Source organism: Haemophilus parainfluenzae, from assembly GCF_036288925.1.
Taxonomy (GTDB): domain Bacteria; phylum Pseudomonadota; class Gammaproteobacteria; order Enterobacterales; family Pasteurellaceae; genus Haemophilus_D.
Window position 1 is genome coordinate 92,770 of sequence record NZ_CP127167.1, and the last position, 13,977, is coordinate 106,746.

Annotated in this window: 15 protein-coding genes and 1 other RNA gene; 4 read left to right on the forward strand and 12 right to left on the reverse strand. The window is 39.4% G+C overall.

Annotated elements, in window-relative coordinates; genetic code table 11:
- Positions 1-26 precede the first annotated feature (26 nt).
- The 4 genes from clpB to bamD form a co-directional block, all read right to left on the reverse strand.
- Entirely contained in the window at positions 27-2,597 is a 2,571-nt protein-coding gene (gene clpB, locus QQS40_RS00450) for an ATP-dependent chaperone ClpB (RefSeq protein ID WP_289901461.1), read from the reverse strand.
- Between the two features lie 135 nt (positions 2,598-2,732).
- Positions 2,733-3,305 (reverse strand): 5-formyltetrahydrofolate cyclo-ligase, encoded by a 573-nt coding sequence (locus QQS40_RS00455; RefSeq protein ID WP_128786951.1) that lies wholly within the window; start codon positions 3,303-3,305, stop codon positions 2,733-2,735.
- 26 nt (positions 3,306-3,331) lie between these two features.
- A non-coding RNA gene (gene ssrS, locus QQS40_RS00460) (6S RNA) lies at positions 3,332-3,529 on the reverse strand.
- Between the two features lie 92 nt (positions 3,530-3,621).
- Positions 3,622-4,410 (reverse strand): outer membrane protein assembly factor BamD, encoded by a 789-nt coding sequence (bamD, locus tag QQS40_RS00465; protein WP_297567330.1) that lies wholly within the window; start codon positions 4,408-4,410, stop codon positions 3,622-3,624.
- Positions 4,411-4,518: 108 nt separating this feature from the next.
- Here bamD and rluD point away from each other — a divergent pair, with 108 nt between their 5' ends.
- Together rluD and pgeF are read left to right on the forward strand one after the other, a co-directional pair.
- Entirely contained in the window at positions 4,519-5,493 is a 975-nt protein-coding gene (gene rluD / locus QQS40_RS00470; protein WP_289901463.1) for a 23S rRNA pseudouridine(1911/1915/1917) synthase RluD, read from the forward strand.
- Between the two features lies 1 nt (position 5,494).
- Positions 5,495-6,232 (forward strand): peptidoglycan editing factor PgeF, encoded by a 738-nt coding sequence (gene pgeF / locus QQS40_RS00475; RefSeq protein ID WP_289901464.1) that lies wholly within the window; start codon positions 5,495-5,497, stop codon positions 6,230-6,232.
- Positions 6,233-6,280: 48 nt separating this feature from the next.
- On the opposite strand, the gene ruvX is transcribed toward pgeF, so the two are convergent.
- The 6 genes from ruvX to fadR all read right to left on the reverse strand — a co-directional run bounded on the left by ruvX (position 6,281) and on the right by fadR (position 10,028).
- A complete protein-coding gene (ruvX, locus tag QQS40_RS00480) occupies positions 6,281-6,700 on the reverse strand; it encodes a Holliday junction resolvase RuvX (protein ID WP_014064097.1) in 420 nt (139 codons plus the stop codon).
- On the reverse strand, positions 6,700-7,260 hold the full coding sequence (locus QQS40_RS00485) for a YqgE/AlgH family protein (RefSeq protein WP_049357655.1): 561 nt from the start codon (positions 7,258-7,260) through the stop codon (positions 6,700-6,702). The genes ruvX and QQS40_RS00485 overlap by 1 nt, the downstream gene beginning before the upstream one ends.
- Complete coding sequence (rsmE, locus tag QQS40_RS00490; RefSeq protein WP_049357654.1) at positions 7,260-7,994, reverse strand: 16S rRNA (uracil(1498)-N(3))-methyltransferase; 735 nt, start codon at positions 7,992-7,994, stop codon at positions 7,260-7,262. The genes QQS40_RS00485 and rsmE overlap by 1 nt, the downstream gene beginning before the upstream one ends.
- Before the next feature lie 67 nt (positions 7,995-8,061).
- Positions 8,062-8,883, reverse strand: a complete 822-nt coding sequence (locus QQS40_RS00495; protein WP_128787665.1) for an IS3 family transposase — start codon at positions 8,881-8,883, stop codon at positions 8,062-8,064.
- Entirely contained in the window at positions 8,868-9,221 is a 354-nt protein-coding gene (locus QQS40_RS00500; RefSeq protein ID WP_128787400.1) for a helix-turn-helix domain-containing protein, read from the reverse strand. The genes QQS40_RS00495 and QQS40_RS00500 overlap by 16 nt, the downstream gene beginning before the upstream one ends.
- A gap of 78 nt (positions 9,222-9,299) precedes the next feature.
- Positions 9,300-10,028 carry a fatty acid metabolism transcriptional regulator FadR gene (gene fadR / locus QQS40_RS00505; protein ID WP_289901465.1) on the reverse strand — a complete coding sequence of 243 codons (729 nt, stop codon included), beginning with the start codon at positions 10,026-10,028 and terminating at the stop codon, positions 9,300-9,302.
- 123 nt (positions 10,029-10,151) lie between these two features.
- On the opposite strand from fadR, the gene nhaB reads away from it, so the two are divergent.
- Both nhaB and dsbB read left to right on the forward strand, forming a co-directional pair.
- A complete protein-coding gene (nhaB, locus tag QQS40_RS00510; RefSeq protein WP_289901466.1) occupies positions 10,152-11,690 on the forward strand; it encodes a Na(+)/H(+) antiporter NhaB in 1,539 nt (512 codons plus the stop codon).
- Positions 11,691-11,709: 19 nt separating this feature from the next.
- On the forward strand, positions 11,710-12,243 hold the full coding sequence (dsbB, locus tag QQS40_RS00515) for a disulfide bond formation protein DsbB (RefSeq protein ID WP_329505495.1): 534 nt from the start codon (positions 11,710-11,712) through the stop codon (positions 12,241-12,243).
- A 76-nt stretch (positions 12,244-12,319) separates the two neighbouring features.
- Here the strand turns inward: dsbB and QQS40_RS00520 are convergent, their stop codons facing one another.
- Both QQS40_RS00520 and glyA read right to left on the reverse strand, forming a co-directional pair.
- Positions 12,320-12,595, reverse strand: a complete 276-nt coding sequence (locus QQS40_RS00520; RefSeq protein WP_049357648.1) for a DUF1294 domain-containing protein — start codon at positions 12,593-12,595, stop codon at positions 12,320-12,322.
- The gene (glyA, locus tag QQS40_RS00525) at positions 12,595-13,857 is read right to left on the reverse strand and encodes a serine hydroxymethyltransferase (RefSeq protein WP_329505497.1); all 1,263 of its coding nucleotides are present in this window, start codon (positions 13,855-13,857) and stop codon (positions 12,595-12,597) included. The genes QQS40_RS00520 and glyA overlap by 1 nt, the downstream gene beginning before the upstream one ends.
- Positions 13,858-13,977: the final 120 nt, after the last annotated feature.

Sequence of the window (13,977 nt, forward strand, 5' to 3'; positions counted from 1 at the left end):
CACTAAATGGCTTTTCATTTTAAAGCTTATTGTCTCGCCTGAACTTTACCGTCAGTATAATCAACAGTCACTACTTTACCTGGTAATAATTGACCAGATAAGATTTGTTGTGCCAAGCTATTTTCGATCTCTTGTTGAATTGCACGTTTTAATGGACGCGCGCCATAAATTGGGTCGTAACCCACTTCAGCAATGAAATCTAATAAAGCGTCGGTAAACACCAATTCGTAGCCACGAGTTTCCATACGTTTTGCTAAGCGTTCTAATTGGATACTTGCAATCGCACGGATATTTTCTTTACCAAGCGGATGGAATACCACGGTCTCGTCAATACGGTTGATAAATTCTGGACGGAAATGTTGGCTAACAACCGACATCACTAAGGCCTTCATTTCGCTATAGCTTTCGTCTTTGTTACCTTGGATTAAATCAGAACCTAAGTTAGAGGTCATTATCACCACCGTATTACGGAAGTCCACGGTACGACCTTGCCCGTCAGTTAAACGACCATCATCCAATACTTGTAACAAGATATTGAATACATCCGCATGAGCTTTTTCCACTTCATCGAGCAAAATCACCGAATATGGACGACGACGAACAGCTTCAGTTAAATAACCACCTTCTTCATAGCCGACATAGCCTGGAGGCGCCCCCACTAAACGAGAGACACTGTGTTTTTCCATAAACTCTGACATATCAATGCGTACCATCGCATCTTCACTATCAAACAAGAATTTAGCCAAAGTTTTGCAAAGCTCAGTTTTACCTACACCTGTTGGCCCTAGGAACAAGAAAGAACCAATTGGGCGATTAGGATCGGAAAGACCTGCACGGCTACGACGAATTGCATTTGCTACCGCATCTACTGCTTCTTCTTGACCGATCACACGTTTATGCAATTCTTCTTCCATGCGTAAGAGTTTTTCTTTCTCGCCTTCCATCATTTTAGAAACAGGAATACCTGTTGCTTTAGAAAGCACTTCGGCAATTTCTTCATCAGTTACACGATAACGCAATAAGGTCATTTCTTTGCCTTCGCTGGTTTCAGCGGCAGCAAGTTGTTTTTCCAATTCAGGAATACGACCGTATTGAAGCTCAGACATTTTGCTTAAATCACCAGCTCGACGCGCTTGTTCCATTTCAGTTTTCGCCGCATCTAACGCTTGTTTGATGTGTTGTGAACCTGAAAGGGTCGCTTTTTCTGATTTCCAAACTTCTTCAAGTTCAGCGTATTCACGTTCTTTATCAGCAAGCTCTTTTTCTAACATGTCTAAACGCTTACGGCTTGCTTCGTCTTCTTCTTTTTGTAATGCCTGTTGTTCCAATTTTAATTGGATAATACGGCGTTCAAGACGATCAAGCGGTTCAGGTTTAGAATCTATTTCCATACGGATGCTCGAAGCGGCTTCATCGATTAAGTCGATGGCTTTATCCGGCAATTGACGATCGGAAATATAACGGTGTGAAAGTGTTGCTGCTGCTACGATTGCTGGGTCAGTAATATCTACATGGTGATGGATCTCATAACGCTCTTTCAAACCACGTAAGATCGCAATGGTATCTTCGACACTTGGCTCATCCACAAAAACTTTTTGGAAACGACGCTCAAGTGCGGCATCTTTCTCGATATATTGACGATATTCGTCTAATGTAGTTGCCCCCACACAGTGTAATTCACCACGTGCTAAACTTGGTTTTAATAAGTTACCTGCATCCATCGCACCGTCAGTTTTACCTGCACCAACCATGGTATGGATTTCATCAATAAAGAGGATCACGCAACCTTCTTCTTTTGATAACTCATTTAAAACAGCTTTTAAGCGCTCTTCAAATTCACCGCGGTATTTCGCACCAGCAATCAGTGCGCCCATATCTAAAGAAAGTACACGTTTGTTTTTTAAGCCTTCAGGCACTTCACCATTAACAATACGTTGTGCTAAACCTTCCACGATAGCGGTTTTACCTACACCAGGCTCACCGATTAATACAGGGTTATTTTTGGTACGACGTTGCAATACTTGAATCGCTCGACGAATTTCTTCATCACGACCAATAACTGGGTCAAGTTTGCCACTTTCAGCACGAGCTGTTAAATCAATGGTATATTTTTCAAGAGCTTGTCTGCTTTCTTCTGCATTTTGATCGTTCACGCTTTGTCCTCCGCGAATATGTTGAATCGCTTGTAAAATTTGTTCTTTTTTCGCACCACATTTTTTCAAAATGTCATTTAATGCGCCACGCTCTTCAAGCGCTGCTAATAAGAACAATTCACTGGAAATAAATTTATCTTGTTTTTGTTGAGCTAATTTGTCACATAAATTCAATAAGTTAAGTAATTGACGTGAAATTTGCACATCACCGCCATTACCCGACACTTGTGGCAACTTATTCAATTCGGCGTTTAATTCATTACGTAATAACGCCACATTCACGCCACTTGCTGTCAAAATCGGTGCAATTGAACCGTCTTGTTGATTTAAAAGTGCGGTCAATAAATGCACTGGTTCGATAAACTGATTATCTTTACCTAGCGCTAATGACTGTGCTTCACTGAGTGCTTGTTGAAATTTTGTGGTAAATTTTTCAATATTCATACCTTATCTTCTCCTGCATTAAATACTCGGGGTCATCCCCTTTATGAGTAACTAGATAAGACCCTTTTTTGGTATTTCAAGAGAAAAAATCAACAATTTTTAATTTTTTCTATCGAATTTTATTTCTTGATAGGTTTAAGCAACTAAAATTCGGTGAAGAGGCACGTCCCACGCTTCAGTTGGAAGCTGTTCGACTTGCTGACATTGATGGGCTAATCCCACAGGAATAAAAGAAGCATTTTGCCAATTTTGTAAGGTGCGGTCATAAAAACCACCGCCCATACCAAGGCGATTCCTTTGTTTATCAAACGCGACAAGTGGTGTAAAAAGAATATCTAATTCATTCAAAGGCAATACGTTTTGCACATTGAGTTTTGGCTCCCAAATGCCAAATTTATTTTTCAACATTGGTGTATCTGGCAAATAACGTAAGAACAAAAGATGATTAGGATTGAAAGGGTGTAATACTGGTAAATAAACGCACTTATCTTGTGCCCAAAGGGTTTTGATAAGTTTATCCGTGGAGATTTCACCATCAAAGGAAACATACAAGGCAATATGCTGCGCATTTCGTGCTTCAATTAATGCAAGCGCTTGCTGAGTGATGGAATCTTCTGCCTGTTGCTGCTGAAGTGCGGTCAAATTTGCTCGTGTTTTACGAATTTGTTGACGGAGTTGATGGCGAAGCGTTTGCTGTGTTGATTTCATTTAATCAGAAAGAATGGATTTTAAAGGAAGGTCCCAGAGTGCCGCTACGAGTAGTAGTCCTTGAACCCGATGGTTCAAGGAAACCGGTAAGGTCATTTTTAGGTTTCTTTAGCCCAATGACAAAGTCAAAGGTCAAGCCTACACACCAATGACGGGAAACCGATTTATAAGATTTTAAGTATCGGCTCAGGGACATAACCCATCCACGAACACCCCAGGAAATCTTTTAAATTTATACTAGCTCAATTTGATCAATTTGACTAGCCTTTATTTTAAATAATTTGCTTTTACCTCTAGATTATAAACAACATATAAATTATTTTTTAATTGGTTGAATTAAATCTGAATCGTCAAGTTTCTTTATTTCAGTAAATTTTTTATCTTTGTTCGCTTCAATTACCTTCTGCGTTTGATCCGCTAATTGCTGTAAACCCATTCGATCATATGCTTCTTTCATTAAGAATAAACCTTCATAGGTCGCTTGTGCATCAGGATATTGTTGCAACATACCCACTACGCGATTTGATACTGCGACCCATGCATCACGTTTTGCATAGAATTTCGCAATCTCTAACTCATGACGCGCTAATGAGTCTTTGATATACGCCATACGTGCTACCGCATCTTGTGAATATGGACTATTCGGGAACGCACTAACTAAACTTTGAAAGTTAGAAAATGCCGTTTTCATAGATGTTGTTTCACGCGTTGCACGATCGATGCCAAAGAAATCTTGGACCATATTATCAGCAGTTGCTAAATTTGTTAACCCTGCCATATACACGGCATAGTCACGGTTTGGACTTTGTGGAAATTGGTGTAGATAATTATCTACTGTCACTAATGTTGCCGTATAATCTTGTGCTTTATAGTTTGCATAAATTAAATCAAGCATAGCTTGTTCTTGATAAGTACTGCCTGGAAAACGTTCTGTTGTTGCATTTAAATAACGAATTGATTCTTTATAGCTACCTTCTTGCAAAGCAGATGAGCCTTTTGCATAAAGCTCATCAACTGAAGATTGTTCCACTTCTTTCTTACCACTACAAGCCATAATAGCCAATGAAGTCATAGCAATAAGTGCGAAAGATTTTATTTTATGCATTCTTTTTCCTTAATTTTTACGAAAATCAATAAATAAGTTACAATTAGCGAATATTGTATAGAACATTACACAATAAGCCAACTTTTTAAATTTTTAGATGGATTGTTTATGCCACAAATTACCTTAACGGCTGAAATTCAGCCCGAACAAATGGGACAACGTTTAGACCAAACCCTCGCAGAGTTGTTCCCTGAATATTCTCGTTCACGTTTAAAAACCTGGATTGAAGCAAAACAGGTAAAAATGAACGATGAAATTGCCGATATTCCTCGTACTAAAGTTTATGGCGGAGAGCAAATTGAAATTTCAGTAGAAGTAGAAGATGAAAACCGTTTTGAACCACAAAATATTCCGCTCAATATTGTTTATGAAGATGACGATATTATCGTGATTAATAAACCTAAAGATCTTGTGGTTCACCCAGGTGCTGGAAATCCAAATGGCACGGTACTTAACGCGCTACTCTATCACTATCCACCTATTGCCGAAGTACCGCGTGCAGGGATTGTGCATCGTTTAGATAAAGACACAACGGGTCTCATGGTTGTTGCCAAAACCATTCCTGCACAAACCAAACTCGTACGTGACTTACAAAAACGTAAGATCACTCGTGAATACGAGGCTGTTGCAAGTGGCATTATGACCAAAGGTGGAACCGTAGACCAACCCATGGCTCGCCACGCGACAAAACGTACACTGATGGCTGTTCACCCAATGGGTAAACCGGCTGTGACGCACTATCGCATTATGGATAATTTCCGTAATTACACCCGCTTACGCTTACGTTTAGAAACGGGTCGTACTCACCAAATTCGTGTGCACATGGCGCATATCGCACATCCATTATTAGGTGATCAAACTTACGGAGGCCGTCCTCGCCCACCTAAAAATGCAAGCGAAGTCTTCACTGAGGTGCTACGCAATTTTAAACGCCAAGCCCTACATGCGGTTATGTTGCGTTTAGCTCATCCTATCACAGGTGAAATGATGGAATGGTATGCCCCATTGCCAGATGACTTTGTCGAATTACTGCATGCCTTAAAAGCGGATTACCTCGAACACAAAGACGAATTGGATTATTAAGATGAAAACCATTGTTCCAAACTGGAATGTTCCACCACATATCCAAGCTTTTACAACCACAAGAGAAGGAGGCGTAAGCCTGCCGCCTTTCGATAGTTTCAATTTAGGCGATCATGTCGAAGATGATAAAAGTGCGGTCAAAACTAACCGCACTTTACTGGTCGAAAAATTTAATCTGCCACATTTCCCGTTGTTTTTAACTCAAACGCACAGCACTCGTGTAATCACGGTGCCTTATGAGGGTAATAATTTAGAGGCTGATGCGATTTATACCAATCAACCTAACCAAGTATGTTTGGTCATGACGGCTGATTGCTTGCCAGTTTTATTCACTAATAAGCAAGGGACTGAAGTAGCTGCGGCACATGCGGGTTGGCGTGGACTCTGTGATGGTGTATTAGAAGAAACCGTGAAATGTTTTCAATCTGCCCCTGAAGAGATTATTGCGTGGTTTGGCCCTGCTATCGGCCCTAATGCATTTCAAGTTGGCAAAGAAGTGATTGAACAATTTATGGCGTTTGACCCGATTGCAGAAACGGCTTTTCGACCCGATCCGAATGAAGTAGGAAAATACCTCGGCAATCTTTATCAAATCGCCACACAACGCCTCAATAAATTAGGTATTTCCCAAATTTACGGTGGGGAGCATTGCACATTCAATGAAAAAGAGAGCTTCTTTTCCTATCGTCGAGATGACAAAACAGGAAGAATGGCGAGTCTAATTTGGATAAAAAAATAAACCTATCAATACAACAAACCGCACATTAAAGCGCGGTTTATTTTTGGCTTATTCTGAATAGTTTTCGAACCAACTTTCTAAAATCAGGCAAGCAGAAATCCCATCTACTTTGCCTTTATTGAGAGCTCGATAACCGCCACGCTGGAAAATTTCATCACGAGCAGAAACCGTCGTTAAGCGCTCATCTTGTAGTTCGACTTTGATACCGAAACGACCATTTAAGCGATTGGCAAATTTTTTCGCACGAAGTGTTAAATCTTGCTCGGTGCCATCCATATTTAAAGGCAATCCCACCACAATAACATCAGGTTTCCAGTCTTTTAAACATTTTTCAATGGCATCCCAATTGGGAATCCCATCTTGCGCTTTAAATGCAGGTAAGGCTTGCGCCGTCCCCGTGATACTTTGCCCGACGGCACAACCAATACTTTTTGTGCCAAAATCAAATGCGATTGCCGTGATGCCCATTAACTATGCCCTACTTGTGAAAAGACAAAATTATGAGGATGAATCCCCAATAATTGATTCGCGGCGGGATAACGATCTTCATAAATGGTTTCAAATAAAATAGTGTCTGACGCTGGCGCGACTAGCCATGCATTATCTGCAATCTCTTGTTCTAGCTGTCCCGCTGTCCAACTGGCACAACCGAGTGCAACAAGATATTTTTCGGGCGCATCCTCTGAACCAAAGGTTTCCACAATATCTGCCGAAGTGGTCAGAAACATCTCATCAGTAATTTTATAACTATGCTCAAATTCTTTCGCAGTTTTCTTATGCAGAATAAAACCACGCTCAGAATGCACTGGACCACCCGCAAGCACAAGTTCACTGCTAAAAGTGCGGTCATTTTTCATCATAAAATTCATTTTTGAATACAACTCAGCAATGCTTAAATCGGTGGGTTGATTAATCACTAAGCCCATCGAACCTTGCTCATTATGCTCACACATATACACCACAGTATTTTGGAAATAATCCTCCAACTGTGGCATCGCGATTAAAAATTGCCCTTGTAAATCCATCATTATCCCAAATCTCCAAAACAAATTTGCAACGCACTAATCGCCGCTAAAGAGGCTGTTTCTGTACGTAACACACGCTTTCCTAATAAAATCTCAGTAAATCCTTGTTGTTCAGTTTGAGCGATTTCTTGAGGTGATAAACCTCCTTCTGAACCAATAAGCAAACGAACCCCTTCTTTTGGAATAGAAGGCAAGGTTTTAATAGAATATTGGGCTCTTGGATGTAAATTCAATTTCAACGCGCCATCATTTTCTGCACACCAATCTTGTAATTTCATTAACGGACGAATTTCTGGCACAACGTTACGGCCACATTGTTCACAAGCTGCAATGGCAATTTTTTGCCATTGTTGGATTTTCTTATCCATACGCTCACCATCTAACTTCACACCACAGCGTTCTGACCATAATGGTGTAATCACATTCACGCCCAACTCTACGGATTTTTGAATGGTAAATTCCATTCGATCGCCGCGTGAAATAACCTGCCCTAAATGAATCGATAAATTCGACTCTTTATCACTTAATTCACAACCAAGAATGTCCACTTTAACGGCTTTTTTGCTCGCTTCAATAATTTTTGCTGGATAAATATGATTACTTCCATCAAATAATTCAATTTGCTCACCTTCAGTCATGCGAAGTACACGTCCTACGTGATTAGCCGCATCATCTGAAAGTTGGCAAGTAGATTGATTTTTAAGGGATTCGGGATGATAAATTCTTGGAATACGCATAATATTGAGTCTTTGATATAAGGAAAAAGTGCGGTCATTTTTGATCTGACCCCAAAAAGTTAGACTGTTATTTAAAGGATTGTTTTCGATATTGTATCGGACTCAGTCCTTTTAATTTTAGTTGAATCCGTCGATGATTATAGTAATCCAAATAATCTCTGACAGCATCAACTATCTCTTCTTTTGTTTTAAATTCCCGACCATAAAAACATTCCGTTTTTAATCGCCCAAAGAAACTTTCCATTGCGGCATTGTCCAAGCAATTCCCTTTTCTCGACATACTTTGAATGATGCCATGTTCAGCTAAAATTCGACGATAAGCTACCATTTGATATTGCCATCCCTGGTCTGAATGTAAAATGACACCACAAGCTTTATTTAATCCTTTGACGGCTTGCATTAACATGTCCTCTACTTGCGCCCAATTTGGGGAATAGCTGAGATTATAGGAGACTATCTCATTGTTAAATAAGTCTAAAATTGGAGATAAATAGACTTTACTCCCATCTTTCGCCTTAAACTCGGTGATATCTGTCACCCATTTTTGTTTCGGGGCCGTTGCACTAAAATCGCGTTCAAGATGATTCGGTGCAATTACCCCTATCGTGCCTCGATAGGTGGTAAATTTCTTGCTTTTTCTTGACCGCACTTGAAGCCCAAGTGTCTGCATTAAACGTTGAACTTTTTTATGATTCACGCCTGGCAAGCTGGCATGAACACGTCGGTAGCCATAATCAGGATGATTGGCTTTGATGCGTTTAATGGCCTTTTTCAGCTCCTCATCCTTATCCGGTTTAATCTGAAGTTTCGCAAAAAACGTACTACGCGCTAACTGTGCAAAGCCTAAAAGCCATTTTAACGGATAGCGTGTTCTTAACCTTTGGATAATTTCCGTTGCTCGGCTTCGTCCTGAAGTCTGAGCCTTCTCAACTCCTTTAGGTAGGCTACCTCCGCTTCAAGCTGTAAAATTCTCAGGCGTAAACGGTCTTCTTCAGTTTTGGGTGGCGGTGGCATTCTGGCATATTTAGGTTTCATAGGCGGTCGTCCTGATGGTTTACGGGGAATAAGTCCCTTTATGCCACTTTTTTCAAACCGTTTCAACCATGTCCCGACTAGGGCGTTGGAAGGAATATTGTAAAAACGAGCTGCTTCTCTAATACTCATTTTTCCATTCAAAATAGGTTGAAGAATTTGTAATTTAAATTCGATTGTGTAGTGTTTACCCATAAAAAATCTGCACCTCAATTGTTGGTTTGTTGAGTCCAACTTTTGGGGTGCAGATCATTTTCAACCGCACTTTTAATATTATTCTGTTGCTAAATCTTTTGGTAAACTTTCTAAAATGGATCGCCAGTAGGCGGAAGTCACTTGCTTGTGTTTACGAATACATTCCACCACTAAATCGGGTTGACCTTTTTCACAAATATCACGCAACTCGACATAAAAATCATGTGTCACTTGGCGATGTTTTTCGTCACTAAAGAATAGCAAACCAATTTTATGATAAACCCCACGTAAGCTATTGAAAATCAAACGATAGAAAGGTTTATTCGCCATTACTGTAAACTGACGAAATAAGGCATAGTCAAATTCCATGTAGCTTTCAGCCGTATTTTCTAAAACATCCATTCCTTTGAACAAAGCTGCTGAGGCTTTAGGCGAATTTTTTACTGCCTCATAAATATAAAATTCCGACATGCGACTACGCAATGACAGCATATTTTCAATGATTAACGGTGCGCTTTGGCGATCTAAGGTAATTAAGGTTTCAATGATGCTTGGACCCGCTGTATCCCAAATATCATTGACTTTCGTGGGCTTGCCGTGTTGAATGGTAAGCCAGCCATCACGAGCCAAACGCTGCAATACTTCGCGTAATGTCGTGCGTGTTACACCAATTTTATCAGCTAAATCACGCTCAGAAGGAAGATTGGTGCCTGCAGGAAATACATCATCCCAAATACTTTTTACTATGTATTCTTCAGCTAAAGCAGCAGGACTTTGAGCACGTAAAAGAGAGCTATCTGTTTGCATAAATATTAAAAAGTTTAAAAAGATCAAAAAAAATGTGATTTATTCAATAAATCTTTCACTGAACTATTATCCTTTAAAGCCGTATATATTACAATGTAAAGACTATAAAAAATGGAGTTAGCTATGACTTATACACAAGCATTTATGAAAAATTTTCTGGGTTCTAGTCCAGATTGGTATAAATTAACGATTATTTCTTTCCTAATCATTAACCCTATTTTGTTCTTTTGGATCAGTCCGTTTATCGCTGGTTGGGTTCTAGTTGCTGAATTTATTTTTACACTTGCAATGGCATTAAAATGCTACCCTCTTCAACCTGGTGGTTTGTTAGCTATTGAAGCAATTGCTATCGGTATGACAAATGTAGAACACGTTAAAGCAGAAATTATGGCTAACTTTGAAGTGATCTTACTTTTAATCTTTATGGTGGCCGGTATTTATTTTATGAAGCAGCTTTTACTTTATGTGTTCACCAAATTATTAGTTCGTATCCGTTCTAAAATTGTACTTTCTGTCGCCTTCTGCTTTAGTGCGGCATTTCTTTCAGCTTTCTTAGATGCCCTAACTGTTGTCGCTGTAATCATCAGCGTCGCCATGGGTTTCTATGGGGTTTATCACAAAGTTGCATCAGGCAAAACACTGCAAGATGCAGTTGATATTTCCGATGATAATAAAATCAAAAATCATGAAACCTTAGAAAAATTTCGTGCTTTCTTACGTAGTTTAATGATGCATGCGGGCGTGGGAACTGCACTCGGTGGTGTCATGACCATGGTAGGTGAACCTCAAAACCTAATCATTGCAGAACAAGCAAAATGGAATTTTATTGAGTTCTTCTTCCGTATGGCGCCAGTGACTATCCCTGTATTTATCTGTGGACTACTCACATGTATTTTGATTGAAAAATTTAAAGTATTCGGCTATGGCGAAAAATTACCAGAAGAAGTATGGAAAATCTTGGCCGATTTAGATCGTGAAAATACACAAAAAATGTCTAAACAAGATAAAATTCGCCTTTCTGTTCAAGCTCTTATTGCGATTTGGTTAATTTTAGGCTTAGCCTTCCACTTAGCGGCTGTAGGTTTAATCGGTTTAAGTGTAATTATTCTTGCAACGACTTTTACTGGTGTAACCGATGAACATGCTATTGGTAAATCATTCCAAGAAAGTTTACCTTTCACTGCATTATTAGTCGTATTCTTCTCTATTGTTGCCGTGATTATCGATCAAAAACTCTTCGCTCCAATTATTCACTTTGTATTAAGTGCAGAAGAGAAGACACAGTTAGCCTTGTTTTATGGTTTCAATGGATTACTTTCTGCGATTTCTGATAACGTATTTGTTGCAACAGTTTATATTAATGAAGCGAAAAATGCGCTTGCTGCAGGGGCAATTGCACCACATCAATTTGAATTACTTGCGGTCGCAATCAATACCGGTACAAACTTACCTTCTGTTGCAACACCAAATGGTCAAGCGGCATTCTTGTTCTTACTGACATCATCTCTTGCGCCATTAATTAAACTTTCTTATGGCAGAATGGTCTATATGGCATTACCTTATACTATCATATTAACAATCGTGGGGTTCCTTGCTATCGAATTTATCTTACCAGACATGACAATTTGGCTTGCGAACCTTGGCTTAATTCTTCCTATTTAGTGAAGCATAAGGAGAAAGAATGCTCGACTTTTTTAAGCAATTATCCCTTAAACGTTCAGCGTGGATCTTTTTGGCATTTACCGCATTTGCCTTAGAATCGACCGCACTTTATTTTCAATACGGCATGGGGTTACAACCTTGCGTACTTTGTGTTTATGAACGTTTAGCTGTTGTAGGTTTATTCGTCGCTGGTCTTATCGGCGCCTTAGCCCCAAGCTCGCTTATTATCCGCATTCTTGCTCTTATTGTGGGTTTATTTAGTGTAATTAAAGGATTAATGATATCTATCCGTCACCTTGATTTACAAATGAACCCTGCACCGTGGAAACAATGTGAATTTATACCTAACTTTCCGGAAACATTACCATTCCATAAATGGCTACCTGCGGTGTTCAATCCAACTGGTAGCTGTAATGAAAGCCAATGGTCACTCTTCGGTATTACTATGGTGCAATGGCTCGTGTTTATTTTTGCTGTTTATATCCTTGTGTTGGGGTTAATCACTATTTCACAAGTGAAGAAAAGCAGAAAAAGACGCCTCATTTTTAAATAAATTATGTACTAAAAAGCCTAGAGAATATCTCTAGGCTTTTTTATTTTCATTGATAAAAGTTATTCTAAATTTAAAACTACTCAAGAAAGAAATACCAATAAGGTATTAAGATGAACCAAATAAAGCCACTAAGAATAACAACAAATTTAAAACTGAAGTGTTTGGTTTTATGGCGAAAGCGTTTCATCCCGCAATAAACACCAATAAAACCACCGAGAAGACTTAATAGGAAGAAGGTATTTTCAGAAATTCGCCAGCCGTGACGAACCGCGCGGACTTTATCTTTCCACATTAAAAAATAAGCGGCGATATTTACCGCCGCTAACATAACAAATAAAAGCTGAATCAGCATCATGCGTAAACAGGAAGACGTTTGCAGATTGCCAATACTTTTTCTTTGGTTGTTGCAATCACTTGTTCTTCGTTTTCTTTGCCTAATGCATCTAATACATCGCACATCCAACCGGCTAATTCACGCACATCATTTTCATTGAAACCACGGCGAGTCACAGATGGTGTACCTACACGGATACCTGAAGTAACAAATGGTTTTTGAGGATCGTTTGGTACAGCATTTTTGTTCACAGTAATATTTGCTTTACCTAGCGCTGCATCTGCTGCTTTACCTGTTAAGCCTTGTTTGATGAAACTGACTAAGAATAAATGGTTTTCTGTGCCATTTGAAACCACATCATAACCACGTTGTTTAAACACTTCTACCATTGCTTTCGCATTTTTAATCACGTTTACTTGGTATTCTTTATACGCTGGCTCTAATGCTTCTTTGAAACATACAGCTTTCGCCGCAATAATGTGAACTAATGGACCACCTTGGTTTGCAGGGAAAACAGAAGATTGTAAGCGTTTATAAATCTCTTCATCACCACAAGAAGAAAGGATTAAACCACCACGTGGACCACCTAAAGTTTTATGAGTGGTGGTTGTTACAACGTGTGCGTATGGTAATGGATTTGGATATAAACCTGCTGCGATTAAGCCCGCAACGTGAGCCATATCAACGAATAAATACGCGCCCACTTCATCAGCGATTTCACGCATTTTTTTCCAATCTACCACTTGAGAATAAGCAGAGAAACCTGCCACGATCATTTTTGGTTTATGTTCTAATGCTTTTTGACGGACATCTTCATAATCGATTAAACCATCTGCAGTGATACCATAAAGTACAGAATTATAGATTTTACCGGAGAAGCTCACTTTCGCCCCATGAGTTAAGTGACCGCCGTGTGCTAAATCCATCCCTAAAATAGTATCGCCTGCATTGATTAATGCACCATATACTGCCGCATTCGCTTGTGAACCTGAGTGTGGTTGTACGTTCACATAATCCGCACCAAATAACTCTTTCGCGCGATCAATCGCCAACTGCTCCACAATGTCTGCGTACTCACAACCGCCGTAGTAACGTTTACCTGGATAGCCTTCTGCATATTTGTTAGTAAACTGAGAACCTTGCGCTTCCATTACGCGTGGGCTTGCATAGTTTTCAGATGCAATAAGCTCAATATGCTCTTCTTGACGACGATTTTCGTCCTGAATGGCTTGCCATAGAACCGGATCGTAATCAGCGATGTTCATACTTTTTTTAAACATTGTGTTTTCCTCGTTGTTTGCATTATTTATGTATAGTTTACCTGTTTATGGATAAAAACTTAATTAAAATTTCATTCCTAAATTTTCATCACTTAAATGAAATTAATTCATCATAATAAT

Bases quoted from the DNA above. Each gene is read 5' to 3' on its own strand.
- clpB (WP_289901461.1), bottom strand. From the start codon at position 2,597: ATGAATATTGAAAAATTTACCACAAAATTTCAACAAGCACTCAGTGAA.
- QQS40_RS00455 (WP_128786951.1), bottom strand. From the start codon at position 3,305: ATGAAATCAACACAGCAAACGCTTCGCCATCAACTCCGTCAACAAATT.
- bamD (WP_297567330.1), bottom strand. From the start codon at position 4,410: ATGCATAAAATAAAATCTTTCGCACTTATTGCTATGACTTCATTGGCT.
- rluD (WP_289901463.1), top strand. From the start codon at position 4,519: ATGCCACAAATTACCTTAACGGCTGAAATTCAGCCCGAACAAATGGGA.
- pgeF (WP_289901464.1), top strand. From the start codon at position 5,495: ATGAAAACCATTGTTCCAAACTGGAATGTTCCACCACATATCCAAGCT.
- ruvX (WP_014064097.1), bottom strand. From the start codon at position 6,700: ATGGGCATCACGGCAATCGCATTTGATTTTGGCACAAAAAGTATTGGT.
- QQS40_RS00485 (WP_049357655.1), bottom strand. From the start codon at position 7,260: ATGATGGATTTACAAGGGCAATTTTTAATCGCGATGCCACAGTTGGAG.
- rsmE (WP_049357654.1), bottom strand. From the start codon at position 7,994: ATGCGTATTCCAAGAATTTATCATCCCGAATCCCTTAAAAATCAATCT.
- QQS40_RS00500 (WP_128787400.1), bottom strand. From the start codon at position 9,221: ATGGGTAAACACTACACAATCGAATTTAAATTACAAATTCTTCAACCT.
- fadR (WP_289901465.1), bottom strand. From the start codon at position 10,028: ATGCAAACAGATAGCTCTCTTTTACGTGCTCAAAGTCCTGCTGCTTTA.
- nhaB (WP_289901466.1), top strand. From the start codon at position 10,152: ATGACTTATACACAAGCATTTATGAAAAATTTTCTGGGTTCTAGTCCA.
- dsbB (WP_329505495.1), top strand. From the start codon at position 11,710: ATGCTCGACTTTTTTAAGCAATTATCCCTTAAACGTTCAGCGTGGATC.
- QQS40_RS00520 (WP_049357648.1), bottom strand. From the start codon at position 12,595: ATGCTGATTCAGCTTTTATTTGTTATGTTAGCGGCGGTAAATATCGCC.
- glyA (WP_329505497.1), bottom strand. From the start codon at position 13,857: ATGTTTAAAAAAAGTATGAACATCGCTGATTACGATCCGGTTCTATGG.